Source organism: Lentzea chajnantorensis (genome assembly GCF_054300775.1).
Window position 1 is genome coordinate 7794887 of record NZ_JBSDZT010000002.1, and the last position, 19646, is coordinate 7814532.

Annotated in this window: 20 protein-coding genes; 4 read left to right on the plus strand and 16 right to left on the minus strand. The window is 69.5% G+C overall.

Annotated elements, in window-relative coordinates; translation table 11 throughout:
* Nucleotides 1–14 precede the first annotated feature (14 nt).
* From ACVDFE_RS37210 to ACVDFE_RS37225, 4 genes are all read right to left on the minus strand, one after another.
* On the minus strand, nt 15–764 hold the full coding sequence (locus ACVDFE_RS37210) for a succinate dehydrogenase/fumarate reductase iron-sulfur subunit (RefSeq protein WP_360398488.1): 750 nt from the start codon (nt 762–764) through the stop codon (nt 15–17).
* Nucleotides 761–2629 (minus strand): fumarate reductase/succinate dehydrogenase flavoprotein subunit, encoded by a 1869-nt coding sequence (locus ACVDFE_RS37215; protein ID WP_458433735.1) that lies wholly within the window; start codon nt 2627–2629, stop codon nt 761–763. Before ACVDFE_RS37215 ends, ACVDFE_RS37210 begins: the two co-directional genes overlap by 4 nt.
* Nucleotides 2630–2638: 9 nt before the next feature.
* Nucleotides 2639–3403: a hypothetical protein gene (locus tag ACVDFE_RS37220; protein ID WP_360398492.1), complete on the minus strand. Its 765-nt coding sequence runs from the start codon at nt 3401–3403 to the stop codon at nt 2639–2641.
* Nucleotides 3404–3487: 84 nt separating this feature from the next.
* The gene (locus tag ACVDFE_RS37225) at nt 3488–3778 is read right to left on the minus strand and encodes a hypothetical protein (RefSeq protein ID WP_360398494.1); all 291 of its coding nucleotides are present in this window, start codon (nt 3776–3778) and stop codon (nt 3488–3490) included.
* A 228-nt stretch (nt 3779–4006) separates the two neighbouring features.
* On the opposite strand from ACVDFE_RS37225, the gene edd reads away from it, so the two are divergent.
* Together edd and eda are read left to right on the plus strand one after the other, a co-directional pair.
* On the plus strand, nt 4007–5863 hold the full coding sequence (edd, locus tag ACVDFE_RS37230) for a phosphogluconate dehydratase (RefSeq protein ID WP_360398496.1): 1857 nt from the start codon (nt 4007–4009) through the stop codon (nt 5861–5863).
* 336 nt (nt 5864–6199) lie between these two features.
* Nucleotides 6200–6847, plus strand: a complete 648-nt coding sequence (eda, locus tag ACVDFE_RS37235; RefSeq protein WP_458433736.1) for a bifunctional 4-hydroxy-2-oxoglutarate aldolase/2-dehydro-3-deoxy-phosphogluconate aldolase — start codon at nt 6200–6202, stop codon at nt 6845–6847.
* 48 nt (nt 6848–6895) lie between these two features.
* Here the strand turns inward: eda and ACVDFE_RS37240 are convergent, their stop codons facing one another.
* The gene (locus ACVDFE_RS37240) at nt 6896–8305 is read right to left on the minus strand and encodes a helix-turn-helix transcriptional regulator (RefSeq protein WP_458433737.1); all 1410 of its coding nucleotides are present in this window, start codon (nt 8303–8305) and stop codon (nt 6896–6898) included.
* A 39-nt stretch (nt 8306–8344) separates the two neighbouring features.
* On the opposite strand from ACVDFE_RS37240, the gene ACVDFE_RS37245 reads away from it, so the two are divergent.
* Nucleotides 8345–9118 (plus strand): DUF4142 domain-containing protein, encoded by a 774-nt coding sequence (locus tag ACVDFE_RS37245; protein ID WP_458433738.1) that lies wholly within the window; start codon nt 8345–8347, stop codon nt 9116–9118.
* A gap of 180 nt (nt 9119–9298) precedes the next feature.
* Here the strand turns inward: ACVDFE_RS37245 and ACVDFE_RS37250 are convergent, their stop codons facing one another.
* Genes ACVDFE_RS37250 through ACVDFE_RS37260 form a run of 3 tightly spaced genes read right to left on the minus strand, consistent with a single transcriptional unit; the run spans nt 9299 to nt 11462 of the window.
* Complete coding sequence (locus tag ACVDFE_RS37250; RefSeq protein WP_458433739.1) at nt 9299–10420, minus strand: AAA family ATPase; 1122 nt, start codon at nt 10418–10420, stop codon at nt 9299–9301.
* Nucleotides 10413–11180 (minus strand): RNA ligase family protein, encoded by a 768-nt coding sequence (locus tag ACVDFE_RS37255; protein ID WP_458433740.1) that lies wholly within the window; start codon nt 11178–11180, stop codon nt 10413–10415. The genes ACVDFE_RS37250 and ACVDFE_RS37255 overlap by 8 nt, the downstream gene beginning before the upstream one ends.
* Before the next feature lie 42 nt (nt 11181–11222).
* Complete coding sequence (locus ACVDFE_RS37260; RefSeq protein WP_458433741.1) at nt 11223–11462, minus strand: hypothetical protein; 240 nt, start codon at nt 11460–11462, stop codon at nt 11223–11225.
* A gap of 120 nt (nt 11463–11582) precedes the next feature.
* On the opposite strand from ACVDFE_RS37260, the gene ACVDFE_RS37265 reads away from it, so the two are divergent.
* Nucleotides 11583–12383, plus strand: a complete 801-nt coding sequence (locus ACVDFE_RS37265; protein WP_458433742.1) for a S1 family peptidase — start codon at nt 11583–11585, stop codon at nt 12381–12383.
* A 54-nt stretch (nt 12384–12437) separates the two neighbouring features.
* Here ACVDFE_RS37265 and ACVDFE_RS37270 read toward each other — a convergent pair whose 3' ends face one another.
* The 8 genes from ACVDFE_RS37270 to ACVDFE_RS37305 form a co-directional block, all read right to left on the minus strand.
* Complete coding sequence (locus ACVDFE_RS37270) at nt 12438–13238, minus strand: alpha/beta fold hydrolase (protein ID WP_458433743.1); 801 nt, start codon at nt 13236–13238, stop codon at nt 12438–12440.
* 107 nt (nt 13239–13345) lie between these two features.
* Complete coding sequence (locus tag ACVDFE_RS37275; RefSeq protein ID WP_360398516.1) at nt 13346–13801, minus strand: MarR family winged helix-turn-helix transcriptional regulator; 456 nt, start codon at nt 13799–13801, stop codon at nt 13346–13348.
* 45 nt (nt 13802–13846) lie between these two features.
* The gene (locus ACVDFE_RS37280; RefSeq protein WP_458433744.1) at nt 13847–14473 is read right to left on the minus strand and encodes a nucleotidyltransferase family protein; all 627 of its coding nucleotides are present in this window, start codon (nt 14471–14473) and stop codon (nt 13847–13849) included.
* Nucleotides 14474–14477: 4 nt separating this feature from the next.
* Nucleotides 14478–14987, minus strand: a complete 510-nt coding sequence (locus ACVDFE_RS37285; protein WP_458433745.1) for a regulatory protein RecX — start codon at nt 14985–14987, stop codon at nt 14478–14480.
* 8 nt (nt 14988–14995) lie between these two features.
* On the minus strand, nt 14996–16042 hold the full coding sequence (gene recA, locus ACVDFE_RS37290) for a recombinase RecA (protein WP_360398522.1): 1047 nt from the start codon (nt 16040–16042) through the stop codon (nt 14996–14998).
* Nucleotides 16043–16189: 147 nt separating this feature from the next.
* Nucleotides 16190–16384: a DUF3046 domain-containing protein gene (locus ACVDFE_RS37295; RefSeq protein ID WP_360398524.1), complete on the minus strand. Its 195-nt coding sequence runs from the start codon at nt 16382–16384 to the stop codon at nt 16190–16192.
* 9 nt (nt 16385–16393) lie between these two features.
* Nucleotides 16394–17644, minus strand: a complete 1251-nt coding sequence (locus tag ACVDFE_RS37300; RefSeq protein WP_458433746.1) for an MFS transporter — start codon at nt 17642–17644, stop codon at nt 16394–16396.
* A 49-nt stretch (nt 17645–17693) separates the two neighbouring features.
* Nucleotides 17694–19556, minus strand: a complete 1863-nt coding sequence (locus ACVDFE_RS37305) for an Hsp70 family protein (RefSeq protein WP_458433747.1) — start codon at nt 19554–19556, stop codon at nt 17694–17696.
* Nucleotides 19557–19646 lie beyond the last annotated feature (90 nt).

Consider the following 19646-nt stretch of genomic DNA (forward strand, 5'->3'; position numbering starts at 1 on the left):
GCCGCGGCTCGTCGCTAGGACCGCCGGAACAGCTTGTTGCCGAGCCACACGACCGGGTCGTACTTGCGGTCGGCGACGCGTTCCTTCATCGGGATGAGCGCGTTGTCGGTGATGTGGATGTGCTCGGGGCACACCTCGCTGCAGCACTTGGTGATGTTGCAGTACCCGAGGCCGTGCTCGTCCTGCGCCTGGTCCACGCGGTCCGCGGTGTCGAGCGGGTGCATCTCCAGCTCGGCCACGCGCATCAGGAACCTCGGCCCGGAGAACGCCTCCTTGTTCTCCTCGTGGTCACGCACCACGTGGCAGGTGTTCTGGCACAGGAAGCACTCGATGCACTTGCGGAACTCCTGCGAGCGCTCGACGTCCACCTGCTGCATCCGGTACTCGCCCGGTGCGAGGTCCTTCGGCGGCTGGAACGACGGGACCTCGCGGGCCTTGGTGTAGTTGAAGGACACGTCGGTCACGAGGTCGCGGATGATCGGGAACGTCCGCATCGGCGTGACCGTGATCGTCTCGGTCTCGGAGAACACCGACATGCGCGTCATGCACAGCAGCCGCGGCCTGCCGTTGATCTCCGCGGAGCACGACCCGCACTTGCCGGCCTTGCAGTTCCACCGCACCGCGAGGTCCGGTGCCTGGGTGGCCTGCAGGCGGTGGATGATGTCGAGGACGACCTCGCCCTCGTTGACCTCGACGGTGAAGTCCTCCAGCCCGCCGCCGGTGTCGTCGCCGCGCCACACCCGGAACTTCCCCTGGTAGCTCATGACAGCTCCTCGGCGGTGAGGTACTTCTCCAGCTCGGTGCGGTCGAACAGGTCGAGCAGGTCGGACCGGATCGGGATCTGCGGTTTCTCCGCGACCTCCGCCCCGTCGCCGGACGCGGTGCACACCAGCAGCTTGCGCCGCCACTGCGCGTCCATCGACGGGTGGTCGTCGCGGGTGTGCCCGCCGCGGGACTCGGTCCGCAGCAGCGCGGCCTTCGCGACGCACTCCGACACCAGCAACATGTTCCTCAGGTCGAGCGCGAGGTGCCAGCCCGGGTTGAACTGCTGGTGGCCCTCGACGCTGAGCGAGCGGGCCCGTTCCTTGAGCTTCTCCAGGCGTTGCAGGGCTTCTTCCATCTCGCCCGCGCGCCGGATGATGCCGACGAGGTCGTTCATCGACTGCTGCAGCTCCATGTGCAGCGTGTACGGGTTCTCCCCGCCCTCCTGCTGGAAGGGCTTCAACGCGGTCGCACGCGCTTCGGTGACCGCCTCCTCGGCGACGGCAGGCCGTTCGCCCATCGAGCGCACGTACTCGGAGGCACCCGCACCTGCCCGCCGTCCGAAGACCAGCAGGTCCGACAACGAGTTGCCGCCCAGGCGGTTCGAGCCGTGCATGCCGCCGGAGACCTCACCGGCGGCGAAGAGCCCCGGCACGGCGGACGACCCGGTGTCCGGGTCGACCTCGACGCCGCCCATCACGTAGTGGCAGGTCGGGCCGACCTCCATGGGTTGCGCGGTGATGTCGACGTCGGCCAGCTCCTTGAACTGGTGGTGCATCGACGGCAGCCGGCGGCGGATCTCCTCGGCGGGCAACCGGGTCGACACGTCGAGGAAGACACCGCCGTGGGGTGACCCGCGCCCGGCCTTGACCTCGGAGTTGATCGCGCGCGCCACCTCGTCGCGCGGCAGCAGCTCCGGTGGGCGCCGGTTGTTCGCCTGGTCGGTGTACCAGCGGTCGGCTTCCTCCTCGTTGTCGGCGTACTTGTCCTTGAAGACGTCGGGGATGTAGTCGAACATGAACCGCTTGCCGTCAGAGTTGCGCAGCACGCCGCCGTCACCGCGGACGGACTCGGTGACGAGGATGCCCTTGACCGACGGCGGCCAGACCATCCCGGTGGGGTGGAACTGGATGAACTCCATGTTGATCAGCGAGGCGCCCGCGCGCAGGGCCAGCGCGTGGCCGTCGCCGGTGTACTCCCAGGAGTTCGAGGTGACCTTGAACGACTTGCCGATGCCGCCGGTCGCGAGGATCACCGCCGGTGCCTCGAACAGCACGAACCGGCCGGACTCGCGCCAGTAGCCGAACACGCCGGCGATCCGGTCGCCGTCCTTCACCAGGTCGGTGACGGTGAACTCCTGGAAGACCCGCAGGCGTTCCTCGTAGTCGCCGGACTCCTTGAAGTCGTCCTGCTGCAACGACACGATCTTCTGCTGCAGCGTGCGGATCAGCTCCAGGCCGGTGCGGTCACCGACGTGCGCGAGCCGCGGGTACTCGTGGCCGCCGAAGTTGCGCTGCGAGATGCGGCCGTCCTTGGTGCGGTCGAACAGCGCGCCGTAGGTCTCCAGCTCCCAGACCCGTTGCGGTGCCTCCTGCGCGTGCAGCTCGGCCATGCGCCAGTTGTTGAGGAACTTGCCGCCGCGCATGGTGTCGCGGAAGTGCACCTGCCAGTTGTCGTTCTCGTTCGCGTTGCCCATGGCGGCGGCGATGCCGCCCTCGGCCATGACGGTGTGGGCCTTGCCGAACAACGACTTGCAGAGGACAGCGGTGCGCATGCCGTGCTCACGGGCCTCGATCGCGGCGCGCAGACCGGCACCACCCGCGCCGATCACGAGGACGTCGAACGAATGCCTTTCCAGCTCGGGCAAAACCACTCCTTAGTTGATGAAGCGGAGGTCGGAGATCGTTCCCGAGGCGACCAGCGCGACGTAGAGGTCGGTGAGGCAGACGAAGATCAGCGAGGCCCACGCGAGCTGCATGTGCCGGTTGTTGAGCTTCGAGATCTGCGTCCACATCCAGTACCGGACCGGGTGCTTGGAGAAGTGCTTGAGCCGGCCGCCGGCGATGTGGCGGCACGAGTGGCACGACAGCGTGTACGCGGCAAGGAGGCTGACGTTGACGAGCAGGATGATGTTGCCGAGGCCCAGGCCGGTGCCGAACGCGAGCACCGCGTCGTAGATGTTGATCAGCAGCAGGAGCGAGGCCGCGTAGAAGAAGTAGCGGTGCAGGTTCTGCGCGATCAGCGGGAACCGGGTCTCGCCGGTGTACTTCGAGTGCGGCTCGGCCACGGCGCAGGCGGGCGGTGACGCCCAGGCCGCGCGGTAGTAGGCCTTGCGGTAGTAGTAGCAGGTGATCCGGAAGCCCAGCAGGAACGGGATGATCAGCAGCGGCGGGGTCAGGAAGCCGGGCAGTGCGGGGAACCACTGGCCGAAGTGCGAGGCTGCCGGGATGCACTCCTCGGTGAGGCACGGGGAGTACATCGGTGTGAGGTAGTGGTACTGGTCGACCCAGTAGTAGTCCCCCTGGAACGTGCGGAACGCCGCGTAGATCGAGATGAGCAGCAGCCCGACGAATGTCGTCAGCGGCGGCAACCACCATCGGTCCGTGCGCAGAGTCCTGGCGGCGATCTCTGCCCTCGCCATTGCTCACCTTTCTGGGGGTCCACGCCGTTGTGGAGGAACGACAGCGGCCCCCGCGTCTAGCGGGGGCCGTGTGATCAGCTCGGATCAGGTCCGGTGCCGGTAGCCACCGAGTCCTTCGTCGTCCGCGTCCTTCCACAACGACTCGTCGTAGGGCGTGTCTGGCACGACCACGACCTCGCGTTCCACCAGAGGCGCTTCACGCTGCCTCGGGGTGCTCAGGTCGACGAGCTCGGTGGCGTCGATGTCCATGCGTTCAACGTCGTTGGCGAGCCGCTGCACGGCCGCCACATCGCCGTACCTGGCTCGCAGCGAGCTGACGCAGTGCCGCATCTGACCGATGACCCGGCGCAGTTCGACGATCTCCGTGGACGTCATGGGGACACCTCCGTTCCAAGGTCGTGCCCCGCACTCTGCCCAATCTCAAGCCATGTGACAAGCACCACACGCCAACATTCGACACTGGCCGCCTCCCACTTACTGAATCGTTTTTGTGTCGGCGACCAGCCATGACTTACTGTGTGTGGCGTCACGCCCGTCTGTGGGACGCCACCGTTGTCGTCTCGTAAGGGCCCCACCACGGCCCGTGATGACCCGGAGATCCCCATGAGCGCTGTGCATCCCGTACTGACCGAGGTGACACGCAGGATTGCCGCCCGCAGCGCGGACTCCCGCCGCGTCTACCTCGAACGAGTGACCGCGGCCGCGCAGGACGGCACGTCCCGGTCCGGCTTCGCGTGCAGCAACCTCGCGCACGGCTTCGCCGGGATCACCGGTGGCGACAAGGCCGCGCTGCGCGCGCTGCGCAAGTCGAACATCGCGATCGTGTCCTCCTACAACGACATGCTGTCGGCCCACCAGCCGTTCCAGGAGTACCCGTCCTGGATCAAGGACTCGGTCCGCGCCGCCGGCGGGGTGTCCCAGTTCGCGGGCGGTGTGCCCGCGATGTGCGACGGCATCACGCAGGGCCGTGAGGGCATGGAGCTGTCGCTGTTCAGCCGCGACGTCATCGCCATGTCCACCGGTGTAGCGCTGTCGCACGAGATGTTCGACGCCGCCGTGCTGCTCGGCGTGTGCGACAAGATCGTGCCGGGCCTGCTGATCGGCGCCCTGTCGTTCGGCCACCTGCCGTCGATCCTGGTGCCCGCGGGACCGATGGAGTCGGGTCTGTCGAACAAGGAGAAGGCCCGCGTCCGGCAGCTGTACGCGGAGGGCAAGGCGACCCGCGAGGAGCTGCTCGACGCCGAGGCCGCGTCGTACCACTCCCCCGGCACCTGCACGTTCTACGGCACCGCGAACTCGAACCAGATGGTCGTCGAGGTCATGGGCCTGCACCTGCCGGGCGCGTCGTTCGTGCCGCCGGGCACGCCGTTGCGCCGCGCGCTGACCGAGCACGCGGGCCGCCGTGCCGTCGAGATGGCCAAGGGCGAGTCGTACACGCCGATCGCGCACATCGTCGACGAGAAGGCCGTCGTCAACGGCGTGGTGGCGCTGCTGGCGACCGGCGGCTCGACGAACCACACCATGCACCTCGTTGCGGTGGCCGCGGCGGCGGGCATCGAGCTGAGCTGGGACGACTTCTCCGACCTGTCGTCGGTCGTGCCGCTGATCGCGCGGGTCTACCCGAACGGCAGCGCCGACATCAACCACTTCCAGGCCGCGGGCGGCGTGCAGTTCGTGGTGGGCACGCTGCTCGACGCGGGCCTGCTGCACGGTGACGTGAACACCGTGGCGGGCTTCGGGCTGGACCGCTACCGCCAGGAGCCGGCGCTGGTCGACGGTGAGCTGGTGTGGCTCGACGGCCCCGGTCACAGCCTCGACGAGAACGTCCTGCGCCCCGCCTCGGCCCCGTTCGCCGCCGACGGTGGCCTGCGGATGCTGTCGGGCAACCTGGGCCGTTCGGTCATCAAGGTGTCGGCGGTGGCGGAGGAGAACCACGTCGTCGAGGCCCCCGCCCGCGTGTTCACCACGCAGGAGGCGTTCCAGGAGGCGTTCAAAGCCGGCGAGCTCGACCGGGACGTGGTCGTCGTCGTCCGCCAGCAGGGCCCGCAGGCCAACGGCATGCCCGAGCTGCACAAGCTGACCCCGCCGCTGGGCGTGCTGATGGACCGCGGCTACCGGGTCGCGCTCGTGACCGACGGCCGCATGTCCGGCGCTTCTGGCAAGATCCCGGCCGCCATCCAGCTCACCCCGGAAGCCGCCATCGGTGGCCCGCTCGGCCGGGTCCGCGACGGTGACGTCGTCCGCCTCGACGCCACCGCAGGAACCCTCGAGGTCCAGGTCTCCGCCGACGAGCTCGCCGAACGCCCACTCGTCGACTTCCCGCCGACCGGCCGTGAATGGGTCGGCACGGGCCGCGAGCTCTTCGCGGCACTGCGCCGGAGCGTCGGCCCAGCCGACCGCGGGGCAACCGTGTTCGGCCCCATCACCGCCGACCACTTCGCCCCGGTCACCCACCACTAGCCCATATATTGCCGCCTCCCCTACTCGCTGACCTGCGTCTTAGCAATGACTCGTTTGCGGTCGACGGCAAACGAGTCATTGCTAAGGCACGTCGAAGCTCGGGCCGGCGGCGTCGAGCTACCCCCGCTCACCAGCTCCGCCCAGCCCACGGCCGCCCAGCTCAACGACCTTTGCAACCAGTCTTTTGCGGACGTCCGCAAACGTTTTTTGCATCCGGGGTCGGTGAGCTCGGCACGGCAAACGAGCTCGGCTTTGCATCCGCGAGACCGCTGCAGCAGGGTGGGCGGCACAGCACGCAGCACGCGATATATCGGTTTTCGATCAAGGAGAGCACCAGTGACCAGCGGTGACATTTCGAGGGCGACCACCGGGGCGGACCTGCTCGCGTTGTCGCCCGTCATCCCCGTCGTCGTGGTCGACGACGCCGACCACGCCGTGCCGCTCGCGCAGGCACTGCTGCGCGGGGGCGTCCGCGTCATCGAGCTCACGCTGCGCACGCCGGCCGCGCTCGCCGCGATCGAGAACGTCGCCCGCGAGGTGCCGGAGATCGTGATCGGCGCGGGCACCGTCACCGCGCCCGAGCACGCCGAGCAGGCGGCGAAGGCGGGGGCGGCGTTCCTCGTCACGCCCGGTACGACCGACCGGGTCCTCGACGCCGCCGACGCGACCGGGCTGCCGTACCTGCCCGGTGCCGCGACCGTGTCCGAGGTGATGCGGCTGCTGGAACGCGGGCTCGACGCGCTCAAGTTCTTCCCGGCCGAGGCCGCGGGCGGTGTCGACTACCTGAAGTCGATCGGCGGCCCGATCCCGCACGTCCGGTTCTGCCCCACCGGCGGCATCACCCCGCAGACGGCGCCGAACTACCTGAAGCTGCCCAACGTCGGCTGCGTCGGCGGCTCCTGGCTCGCCCCCAAGGACGCCCTGCAGGCAGGCGACTGGGACCGCGTCGAGGCCCTCGCCCGCGAGGCGAGCCAGCTCGGCTAGCCCGGCGGCGCCACGAGCACGGCGTCGAAAGGCGTCGTGCTCATCGGTTCAGGACCACAGAGCGGCGACGAGCTCGGCCCGTCCCGTGATGCCGAGCTTGCGGTAGGCGCTCGACAGGTGCAGCTCGACCGTGCGGCGGGTGAGGTGCAGGGTCTCGGCGATCTGCCGGTTCGTCTGCCCCTGCGCCGCCATCCGCGCGACCCGGTTCTCCTGCTTGGTCAGGCCCTGCACCTGGTCGCCCTCGTCGCGCACCTCGTCTCCCGCGAGCTTGGCCAGCGGGTGCGCGCTGAGCTGGCGGGCCAGGTCGAACGCGCGGCGCAGGTGCGGGGCCGCGGCGTCGGTGCGGCCCTTGCGGCGCAGGTGGTGCCCCAGCCAGTACAGCGACTGCGCGTGCAGCAGCCGGTGCGGTGTCCCGGCGAGCACCTGTTCGGCCTCGGCGAGGACGTCGGCGTCGTCGGTGCTGATGCCGACGCTCATCAACGCCGTCCCGACCACCCGCGGCGACCCCCACCGCTTGGCCAGGTCGAACTCCTCGTGCGCGAGCCGCGCGGCGTCATCCCGGTTGCCCACCACCAGGTGCGCGCGCACGGCGTGGTGCCGCCACGCCATCAGCGCCGGGTTCGGCATCTCCCGCGCGACCAGGCGGCGACCGGCTTCCAGCAGGTCCTCCAGCGCACCCTCCGCGTGGCACGACGCGAGCTTGAGCCGGCCCCGCGCGTAGAGGACGTTGATGTGCTGCAACAGTTCCCCGTCCGCGGTGACCAACGGGGCGGCTTCGTCGAACTGTCCCATCTCGACACACACCTCGGCGAGCTTCGCGGAGGCGAGCAGGACCGCGGGGCAGTCGAGGTTGCCGGTCGAGACCGGCGGCGTCAGGAACGTGTAGGCGCGTGCGAGGTCGCCACCGTTGTGGAACGCGCAGCCGCGGGCGATTGTGCTGAGCATGCCGCGGCGCAGGTGCGGGTCGTTCGAGACCGGCGCGGTGCTGTGGGTGAGCCAGAGCTTGGCGATGTGCTCCGGGTCGTCGCCGAGCACCGGCACCAGGAACGTGAACAGGTAGGGCTCACCGAAGACGTCGACCCAGCCGCCCTCCAACGCCTCGAGCGCGTGCCCGACGGCCTCCGTGGACGAGTCACCACCGCGGGCGTTGCCGACCGCCAGCAACGCCGACCGCGCGCGCCGCAGGTCCGGGTCCTGCGGGACCTCGCCGACGAGGTCTTCGAAGTACTTGCCCGCGCAGTTCGCGATCTGCGCGTCGCGGTTCGCCGAGAGCAGGTACGTGGTGCAGACGAGGTTCCAGACCAGGTCGCGGTCCTCGGGCAGCAACCGCGCGATGACCATGATCGCGAGCGACACCGCGAAGTGGGCGTCCGAGCCCGTGCACATGCGCTGGATCAACGACAACGCGACGGTGGCAGCGAGCTGCGGGTCCTCGCACCGCATCAACGCGTCGCGCACCCGGTCGCGGCCGAGCCTGTTGTCCCCCAGGTGTTCGGCGTGCCCGAGCTCGACCTCGACCGACAGCCGGTCCTGTTCGGACAGGTGTTCTTCGAGCGCCCGTTCGAGGTGCTCGACCCCGCCGGCCTGGCCGACCCGTCCGCTTTCGAGTTGGTGACCGCCAAGGCGCAGGTGAACTCGGTGCGGGCGATCGGCCAGAACGTGGAACTACCGGACCGCGAGGTGCTGGTACTGCTCGCCCGGCATTCGCTGTGGCAGAAGCCGACCAGCCGGGAGGCCTCCGACCGGGGCAGGGACGCCCAGGTCCGCAAGGTGGCGGGTCAGCTCGCCGCCGAGCACACCCAGCTGTCCCGGGCAGTGACCGACGCCGCCGCGCAGCTCGGCGTGGCTCTGCCGGCGGAGCCGACAGCCGAGCAGAAGTCGTGGGCGAACGCCGTCTCGTCCAGCTCGGGCGATGAGCTCGACCGCATGTTCGCGAACCTGGCGCGCGCCGCGGACGGCTCGCTCATCGTCGAGGTCGCCCAAGCTCGCGCAACGACCAGGAGTGCCCCCGCCCGCACCGCCGCGCAGACCGGCCTGACGCTCCTGCTCAAGCACATGCTGCTGCTGGAGAGCACGGGCCTGGTGAAGGCGACGTCCCTGCAGATGACCGAGGCACCGGTCGCCCAGGCCAAGCAGAACACCCCGCCGCCACCCGGCGACTCCTCCACGAGCATCGGCTTCCTCACCGGCATCGCCGTGCTCGTCGTCGTCGGCGCCGGAACCCTCTGGCTCGTCCGCGCCGTCGGCCACCACGGCGAGCACCGCCGCTGATATATCGGCTGAGCGCTCGCCAACCGATATATCAGCACTCCGCCCTTAGCTCTCGCTGTAGCTCTGCACCCACCGGAAGCAGCCTTTGCAATGACTCATTTGCGGTCGTCGTCAAAAGACTGGTTGCTAGAGGCCAGGTCAGCGCGGTATTAGTTCGCCAGCTGTCGGATGACGAGGTCGTCAGCAGTGGGAGGTGTCGACGCGGTCGACGATGTGTGCCTCGGTGGGGTCGACGGCTTCCCACCTGTCGACGAGCCGGTCGATCACGGCGGCCGGCACGGGTTCCGGACGGGAGCGGTTGCGGGCGTGGATCACGTCCTTCGGTGCTTCCAGCCCGACGAGCGTGATTCGCGCGCGGTAGTCCGCCGCGAGCCCGATGCAACGGTCACGGAGCTGCCGCGAGATGTTGGTCGCGTTCCACACGAACCGCTCCTTCGCCCGCAGCAGCACCCGCGCTTCTTCGAACGCAGCCGCCGCCACGGCCCGTTGGTCGCCATCGGGAGCGATACCGAGCCGTGTGCGCACGGCGTCCAAACTCACCACGGGCCAGCCCGGCCGATGGGTGGCAATCCAGTGGTCCTTCCCGACACCGGGCAGACCCGACAGCACGGTCACCTCGACGCGCGTGTCGTCGTAGGCGGCGTAACCGGGGTCGCGGCCAGGCGTTCGGAAGTACTGGAACCGGGCGTGGTCCGACGGGAACTCCCGCGGCCGGTCCAGGCACGCGCGTTCGCGGCAGTACTCCTCGAACAGCGCGATGTTCTCCAGCACCGACGCGGCGTCACCGCAGATCCGGCCGAGGATGTCGGCGCGGGCGAGCGTCGCCAGGTCGTCGTTGCGCGCGAGCAGGCTCACCCGGAACGCGATGTGGTCGAGGTCCGGCCGTTCCAGCGCCCAGAACGGCACTTGGTGGTGGCGCACCAGGGCGGCGACGTGCTCACGCCACTCGATCGGCCGCCCCATCTCCCACAGCAGCCGGCGCGCCATCAGGTCCCCGGCCCGCGAGTGGCCGTGTGCGGTGATCCGGCCGTCCTCGACCTGCGTGCGGAACGGTTTCGCCACGTCGTGCAGCAGCACCGCCGCGAACAACCGCACCCGGTCCGCCTCCGGTCGCGCCCGCCACTCCGGCAGCTCGGCCAACGCCTCGCACGCCATTCGCGTGTGCGTCGCAACGTCTCCCTCGGCGTGATGTACCGAGTCCTGCGGAACACCTTCCAACGCGCGCACCCAGGCGAACTCGTCACGCACCGCATCCCAGTCCAGCGTCCACGATGGACCGGCTGGGCAGAGCTGCTCAAACACGGTCCACCACCCGGTTCGGCAGGGCAGGCCGGTCCTGCCAATGGCTGCCCGAGTGCAGCACGGCGGTGAGGAACGTCGGGCGCACCCACTTGTACCGCTCGACCGTACGACCGTCCTCCTCCACCTTGATGTAGAGGCCTTCCATGTCGTCGTCGGAATCCGTTTCCGCGACAACGACATCCGGGTCCTGTCCGGCCGAGCGCGCCGCCTCCACCAAGACGTCACGCCATCGCGCCGTGCGGCACGTCGACGGCCCGACCAACGCCTTCAGGTCCTTGAGCGCCCGCAACGGACCTTCGTGCAGCACGGGCACGGACACCACGGGCGTGCCCGCGAGCACGCGCCGGCGTTCCGGAGTGGACAGGAACTCGCCGGTCTCCCGGTCGAGCAGGTCGAACTCGCAGAAGTGGTGCGGCAGCGCGTCGTAGAACACGGTGTGCTTGGCGTACAACCATTCCCCGTACAGCACGAAACGTGAGCCGAGCCGTTCGTGCAGCACCGCCTGATGCGTCGCGGCCCACGCCTTGAGCGGCGCGAACTGCCGTTCGCGCGGCCCACCGGTCAGGTAGTGGCCGCGGGACTGGAGCCGCAGCACGCCGTCGGGCGTGAAGCTGATGCCCGCGTTGGCACCGTCGAGCTTCTCCTCGACGACGAGGTGCCGTCCCGCGATCGCACGGAACGGCACCTGGTCGAGGTCCTCGTCGCCCGGTTGCAGGCGCGAGCCCTGGAGGTGGGGCGTCCGCGGGTACTTGCGCAACATGCCCCGATTTGTAGCCCGCCGCGGCAGGCGGGGGCGAACGGTTTACGCCTGGCCGACGAACGCCGCCTTGTCGGAGCCGAAGCTCGGTTCGAACACGAGCTGCATCTCGCCCGGCTGCGTGCCGGCGGTGTCGAACACCCGTTCCGCCTTCTGCCCGTTGAACTGCGCGTCGTTGCCGAGCACCAGTCCGACGAACGCGGCGATGGCGGTGACGTTGTTGAAGATGATGACCGGCCGACCACGACACCGGCCGTGAACAGCACGAACAGCGCGAAGATCCACCTACGGACACCGCCCGATCGAGTTAACGCGGGCGCGGCACCCGACTTCCGAAGGTAGCGGCGCGGATACGATCCGTACACGCTGGCCCGGTTGGATGCCATTTCCCGAAAGGACCCTGCAATGGCACGACGACTCCTCGGAACCCTGCTCGCGGCGATCGCCGCGATCGGCGCGACGACGGCACCCGCTCAGGCCGCTGTCGACTTCACCGGCATCGTGGCGCTCAACAACTGCTCCGGCTCACTGGTCCGGCTGCCGTCCTCGACGGCGGCGGACAAGGCGCTCGTGCTCACGAACGGGCACTGCGTCAAGCTGATGAAGGCCGGCGAGGTGATCGTCAACCAGACCGTGTCCCGCAGCTTCAGCCTGCTCGGCGGGTCCGGCTCGAAGATCGCGACCCTCACCGGCACCAAGCTCGTCTACGCGACGATGACGGGCACGGACGCCGCGCTCTACCAGCTCAACACGACCTACGGGCAGATCCAGCAGCAGTACGGCAGCCGTGCGCTGGAACTGTCGGCCTCGCACCCCGTTGCCCAGACGGACATCCGTGTCGTCTCCGGCTACTGGAAGCGGATCTACTCCTGCCAGATCGACGGGTTCGTGCACCAGCTCAGGGAGGACGCCTGGACCTGGCGCGACTCCATCCGCTACACGTCCGCGTGCAACACGATCGGCGGAACCTCGGGCTCGCCGATCATCGACAACACCAGCGGCAAGGTCGTCGGCGTCAACAACACCGGCAACGAGAGCGGTGGCCGCTGCACGATGAACAACCCGTGCGAGGTGGACGCCGCCGGCCAGGTGACCGTCCGGCGCGGCATCAACTACGGCCAGCAGACGTTCGGCTTCGTCTCCTGCTTCGGCCCCGGAACGACGCTCGACCTGTCGTTGCCGGACTGCGCGGTCGCGAAGCCGTAGGCACGGCGGAAGCCGGGACGCCCCTTGCCGCGTCCCGGCTTCCTGGTCCGCGCACTACCGCGCCGCGCGGACGATCATGTCGGCGACGGCCTCCGGGTGCGACACCGCGACCGAGTGCGAGGCGTCGCGGACCTCGACGACGGCCTTGGCGTGGGCGCGCTCGGCCATCCACCGCTGCGCCGCGACCGGGATGTTCTTGTCCTTGCCCGCGTTCACGAAGTACGACGGGATCGCGTGCCACGCGGGCTCACCGGCGCCCTCCGACAGCGCGGAGTCGTTGACCGGCCGTTGCGTCGCCGCGGCCAGCGTCGCCTCACGGCGGGGGACGTCGGCGGCGAACTGCTGCCAGTACTCGTCCTGCTGGATCGCGAGGTCCTTGGTGCCGTCACCGAGGTCGATGACCTGCAGCGTGTCGCCGAGCGTGCTGCCGGGGAACTTGTTCGACAGCTCCAGCGCGCTCTCGCCCTTCTCCGGCGCGAACGCGGCGACGTAGACCAGCGACTTCACGTTCTGGTTGCCCAGCGCGGCCTGCGACCCGACCATGCCGCCGTAGGAGTGACCGGCCAGCACGACGGGACCCTCGATCGAGGCGAGGACCCTGCGCAGGTAGTTGGCGTCGTAGGTCAGGCCGCGCAGCGGGTTCGCCACCGCGACGACCGGGAATCCCTTGCGCTGCAGGCGTTCCACGACCCCGTTCCAGCTGGAGGCGTCCGCGAACGCGCCGTGCACCAGCACGATGGTCGGCTTCTTGGCGCCGGGCTTTTCGGTCTTCTCCGCGGCACCGGCACCCGACGGAACGGCGGCGGCCAGGGCCAGCAGGGTCCCCAGAACGGCGAAAACCTTGCGAACTCGCATTGCTCTCTCACTCTCGTCCGGCACCGGGTGATGGTGCATCGTGCTCGATTAAGTCGTGCACGATGTAAACTACCGGACGAGTTACCTCGTATGCGATGTAATTCAGCTCACTGGCGTTCGGCGCCGTGCTTCACCCGGTGCAGGGCCTTGCGCAGGACCTCGATCTCCTGGGCGTCCATGCCGAGCGCCTGGCTCAGCCGGGTGGTGATCTCCGCACCGATCCACCTGAGCTCACGGCCCTTGTCGGTGAGCTGGACCAGCACCGAACGCTCGTCATCGGGGTGCGTGACGCGCACCAGCAGCCCGCTCTTCTCCAGCCGTTTGATCAACGGCGACAGGGTGCTGTACTCCAGGTCGAGCTCCTGGACGAGTTCCCTGATCGGCCGCGAGTCCCGCTCCCACAGCAGCAGCATCACCAGGAACTGCGGGTAGGTGATGCCGGCCTTGTCCAGGATCGGCCGGTAAAACCCGGTGACCGCCCGCGACGTCGTGTAGAGGTCGAAGCACAGCAGTTCGGAGACCGTGGGGGTCACAGCGGGCGACGCCTCGGGAGTGGTGCTCACGTGGTTCAGGCTACTCGTGACGAACCGGACGAGCGGCAAGATCGGTCACCGGCCGTCGATCACCGGTTCGGGCCACGGGAGCACAGTCAGCTCCGGCCACTGAGCACGCCACCGCCGGGTCTTCTCCTCGTAGACACCGCGAGGAGCGAGCACCGGGTTCGGGCGGACTACGAGGGTGAACACGTCGGCCAGCCCGTGTGGCGCGTAGACCCGCCACCGGTCGCCTTCGAGCCTGATGCCCACGCAACAGGTCGTGGCGGCGAACGAGTCGATGGCCGCCTCGGTTGAAGTGTGGGGCGCGCAGGGCACGCCGAACCGGTCCTCGTACCAGAGGTGCACACGAGCCTCGTTGCGGATCTCGACGTCCACCGGCAGGTCGCCGAAAACCCGCGCGCCGGCCTCGATGACCTCGTTCTCGGCGGCCCAGCCGAGGTCGGAGTCGTCGAAGTAGAACAGGTCGTAGTCCTTGATGCCCTCGCCCGACGGGCAACCGGTGATGACGTTCCACACCGTCTGGACCACGCAGCCCGCCGTGAGGTACCAACCCGGCAGGCCCAGTCCCGCGGCCCGGGTCAGGACCTCGACCAGCAGCTCGTTGCGCGCGAGGACCGCACGCAACGCCATGACCTGGTCGTCCACCGGTAACCGGGCGAGCGCGGCCCCGTGCTGCACGGGCCTACGACCAGGGCTCGTCCAGCGCCGAGGCCTCGTCCCCGGCGGCACGCAGCTCGTCGCGCACCACCCGGTACGCGAGGCCTTCCGCGTATCCCTTGCGCGCCAACGCCCCCACGAGACGGCGTATCTTCGCCGTCTCGTCCACACCGGACATGGTGCGCAGCCGTTTGCGGACCAGCTCGCGGGCCTTCTCCTCCTCGGCCTCACCGTCGACGGCGGCGACGGCCTCGGCCACCACCTCGTCGGCGACGCCCTTGCGGCGCAGCTCCATGGTGAGGGCGCGGCGGCCGAGACCGTTGTAGTTGTGCCGCGACTGCACCCACATCTCCGCGAACTGCGCGTCGTCGATCAGGCCGGCGCGGTCGAACTTGCCGAGGACGACCTCGGCCACGCCTTCGCTGATCCCCTTGCGCAGCAACGCGTCGTGCAGCTCGCGCCGGGACCGGGCACGAGCGGTGAGCAGCGCGTAGCAGATGTCGCGCGCCTTGCGCTGCTCCTCAGCCTCGTCCAACGCGGAACTCAGAACTCGACGGGAGCCGCGGGTGCCGACTCGTCGGCGTCGAGCGTGGCGCCGATGCCGAGCTTGTCCTTGATCCGCTTCTCGATCTCGTTCGCGATGTCCGGGTTCTCCAGCAGGAACTTGCGGGCGTTCTCCTTGCCCTGGCCGAGCTGGTCGCCCTCGTAGGTGTACCAGGCACCGGACTTGCGCAGGATGCCCTGGTCGACGCCCATGTCGATGAGCGAGCCCTCGCGGCTGACGCCCTTGCCGTAGAGGATGTCGAACTCGGCCTGCTTGAACGGCGGCGCGACCTTGTTCTTCACGACCTTGACCCTGGTGCGGTTGCCGACGGGCTCGCCGCCGTCCTTCAGGGTCTCGATGCGGCGGACGTCCAGGCGCACGGAGGCGTAGAACTTCAGCGCCTTACCACCGGTCGTGGTCTCCGGGGAGCCGAACATCACGCCGATCTTCTCGCGCAGCTGGTTGATGAAGATCGCGGTCGTGTTGGACGCGCTGAGCGCACCGGTGATCTTGCGCAGCGCCTGGCTCATCAGGCGGGCCTGCAGACCGACGTGGTTGTCGCCCATCTCGCCCTCGATCTCGGCGCGCGGCACGAGGGCGGCGACCGAGTCGATGACCAGGATGTCGAGCGCACCGGAGCGGACCAGCATGTCCGCGATCTCCAGGGCCTGCTCACCGGTGTCGGGCTGGGAGACCAGCAGCGCGTCGGTGTCGACGCCCAGCTTCTTCGCGTACTCCGGGTCGAGCGCGTGCTCGGCGTCGATGAACGCCGCGATGCCACCGGCCTTCTGGGCGTTCGCCACGGCGTGCAGCGCCACGGTCGTCTTACCGGAGGACTCCGGACCGTAGATCTCGACGACACGACCCCTCGGCAGACCACCGATGCCGAGCGCCACGTCCAGGGCGATCGCACCGGTCGGGATCACCTCGATCGGAGCGCGGCCCTCTTCGCCGAGGCGCATCACGGAGCCCTTGCCGAACTGCTTGTCGATCTGCGCCAGGGCCAGCTCGAGCGCCTTGTCCCGGTCGGGTGCTGCGGGTGCCATCTTGGGTCCACCTTTTGTCGTCTGCCGTTGCTTCGTCATGTTGGACCTGACGCTACTGGCGGGGTCTGACAATTTTGCGAAGCCGGGGGTCGGGCCCACTGTAGCCGAACACGTGTTCGAGCACACGTGACACTCCGGCCCGCGAGGTCAGCGGCGGTTTTCGGGGATTTCGAACGCCTCGCACACGGCGACCCAGACCGCTTTCGCGTCGATCCCGGCCTCCAGCGCCTGGTCGGCGGTGCGGCCGCCGAGCGACGACAGCACGTGGTCGCGGGCGATCATCTCCCCCCTGACCTCGCCGAACTCCCCCGACATCAGCTTGCGGAACATGGTGAGGCGCACGCACAGACCCTAACGGGCGGTCCTGCGCAGCGACGCGAAGAGGCAGACGACGAGCAGCGGCAGCGCGGTGAACCCCACGATCAGCCCGAGCGCGGCGTACGACCACGCCGTCACGACGACACCGGCCACCGCGCCACCCACGGCGCCGCCGACGTTCATCATCAGATCGGACAGCCCCTGCGCCGCGGGGCGCTCGTCCACACTCACGGACTCCGTGAGCAGCGCGGACCCCGACACCAGCCCCGCCGACCAGCCGAACCCGAGCACCACCAGGCCCGCGGCGAGCTGCGGGGCGTCGTGCGAGGGCGCCATGCCCGCGATCGCGGCGGCCGCTACGACCAGCGACGCCCCGATGGCGAGCACCGGCACCCGGCCCAGCCGGTCCGCCAGCCACCCGAACAACGGGCTCGCCGCGTACATCGCGGCCACGTGCAGGCTGATCACGATGCCGACCACGCGCAACGACGACCCGGCGTGGTTCATGTGGACCGGTGTCATCGACATCAGCCCGACCATCGCCGTGTGGCACAACATCACCCCAACGAGTGCAAGCCGTGCCATCGGCCCGAGCGATCCCCAGATCCGCACCCCACCGGGCGCCCCGCCGCCGGAGCAGTGCGCCGGTTGCACCGGCCGGGTGCTCCTGACCACCACCAACGGGTCGGGGCGCAGGCCGAGCTGGATGCCTAGCACCGCGATCCCGAGCACCAGCGCGGAGAGGACGAACGGCCCGACGCCCACCGGCAGCCCGATCGCGGCCGTCACCCGACCGGCTGGATCCGCGAGGTTCGGCCCGACGATCGCGCCGATCATGGCCGCCCACACCACGCGCGACAGCTCACGCGCACGGCGTTGTGGGTGCGCGAGATCCGTTGCGGCATAACGAGCCGCGAGGTTCGCACTCGACGCACCGCCGAACAGGAGGAGTCCCACTAACAACATGGGCCACCATCCGAGGGCCACGGCGACAGCGGCGACCAACGCACCGATAGCGCCCATGCCGTAGCCGAGGGTCAACGCCGGGCGGCGCCCGCGCCGTTGTGCGAGACGGGCGCCGGGCAGGGCGAGCAGTGCGGCTCCGGCGACGGCCGCGGTCTGCGCGAGCCCGCCGACGGCGTCGGACCCGGACAGCGACGCGGCGATCAGCGTGCTGATCGCGAGGCCGATCGTCATCGCGGCCGACCCCATGATCTGGGTGCCGGTCAGGACCCGAACGACCTTGCGCTGCACGCGTTCGACCTGCGGCGCGACGGTCACCATGATCGCGATCGTGGCACGCCGGGGCGCCCCGCCGACAGGGCCGTTGCGGTTACTCCCCCGGTTGGACGGACTTCTCGAAGAAGTCGGCGACCTCGTCGGGCTTGAGCTCGTCGGCGTTCTCCTCGGCGTGCTTGGTGAGGATGCCGAACATGGGGCGGCCCTTGGCCGTGAAGACCAGCACGCCGGTGCCGCTCGAGGTGGCCGCCCGGTAGGTGCCCTCCAGGCCGTTGCCGGTCCAGTCGGCCTCGACCCGGTCGGTCTGGAACGACCTCACGACGGCGTCGGCGTTGTTCTCGGCGCCGGTGACGCTGTCGGTGAGGATGTACTGGACCTCGTAGCCGTCGCGGACCGCGCAGCTCACGACCGTGCCCTTGATCTCGTCCATGCCGGTGATCTGCGCGGAGTCGGCCTTCTCGCAGCCGCCGCCGTCGGGCACGGTGCCGGCGAGCTGGCGCAGGCAGCGGGTGAAGCCCTGGCCGTCCTGGGTGACGTCGTCCTTGCACTCATCGGCGCTGGGCAGGTCGGGGCCGGACAGCGCGAAGACCGCGCCGATGACGCCGGCGACCAGCACGACCACGCCGCCGATGCCGAGCAGGACCTTCTTGCTGTCCTTCTTCTGCACCTGCTGGGGGACGGGGAAGTTCATCGGGTAGCTGCCGCTGACCGACGGGTTCACCGGGTAGGGGCCGGTGACCGGGTAGCTGCCGCTGGCGGAGTAGGCGCCGCTGGTGCTCGGGTTGACCGGGTGCGAACCGCTCGCGGTGGGGCCGACCGGGTACGAGCCGCTGGTGGTGGGGCCGACCGAGTGCGGAGCGCTCACGGCCGGGCTGACCGGCGTGGTCACGACCGTGGGCGGCTCGTCGTACCGGGGCTTGTCGTCCTCGGCCTTCAGGGTGATCGTCGCGCGGTCCACGGCGAGAGCACCGGACGCGACGATGGTCTCGGGGTGGTCGGGGTTGGTCGGGACGATGCCGACCTTCTCCGCGATGGTCTGCGCGACCAGCGGCATCCGGCAGGAGCCGCCGACGAGGTAGACGTGCTCGGGCGTGACGCCGGCCCTGCGGACGGTGGAGATGAGCAGCTCGGTGCTGCGGATCAGGCTGGGCCGGATCAGCGCCTCCAGCTCGTCGCGCGTGACGACGACCTTCTCGAACGGCTCCGGCATCATCACCTCGACCTGGGGCAGCTCGGAGAGGTCCTCCTTCGCGAGCCGCAGCTCCTCGCGCAGGCCGAGGCGGGCGCGGTGGTCGTCGGTGGTGACCGGGCGCAGCAGCCGCTGCCAGCCAGCCGGGTCCTTGTGCGAGACGGTGCGGCCGATGTGCTCCAGCAGCGCCTCGTCCACGTCCAGGCCACCGACGTCGCTGAGGCTGCCGTCGGCGAGGATGCGGTGCTCCGCGTCGAGCACGGAAACGTCGAACGTGTCGGCGCCGAAGTCGTAGACCGCGAGCGGGCGGCCACCGCCGAGCGAGGCCACCGCGATGGCCTCGGGGACGGGCACGAGCTCACCGGTCATGCCCGCGAGCCGTGCGGCGGACAGGAGCTTGTTGCGCCTGGTCGGGCCCCATTCGGCCGGGTGGGTCAGGCGGATCTCGTCGAGCTGCCCGCCCTGCAGCAGCGGGGTCACCGCCTCCATCACGCGTGCGTAGACGGCCGCGAGCGCGTCGTTGAGCGGGAGCTGCGTGCCGGCGAGCTTGATCGTGGGCTTGTCGATGTGGCGCTTGGGCGTGGCCTCGTAGCGCGACGGGTCCTGCCGGGACCGGCGTTCGGCCTCCCTGCCGACGAGCAGGGTGCCGTCCTCGTCGAGGTAGACCGACGAGGGCATGGTCGGCCCCCCGTCCACATCCACGACACCGTGGTCGGACAGCACCGCAACCGTGTTGGCGGTGCCCAGGTCGACGGACAGGACGCGCACCGGTCTCCCCTCACAGACGTTCGGGGGTGATCGTGCCACAGGGGGCTCCGGCGGGTGCTCGGACCTGCGCAATCAGAAATTGTCAGACCC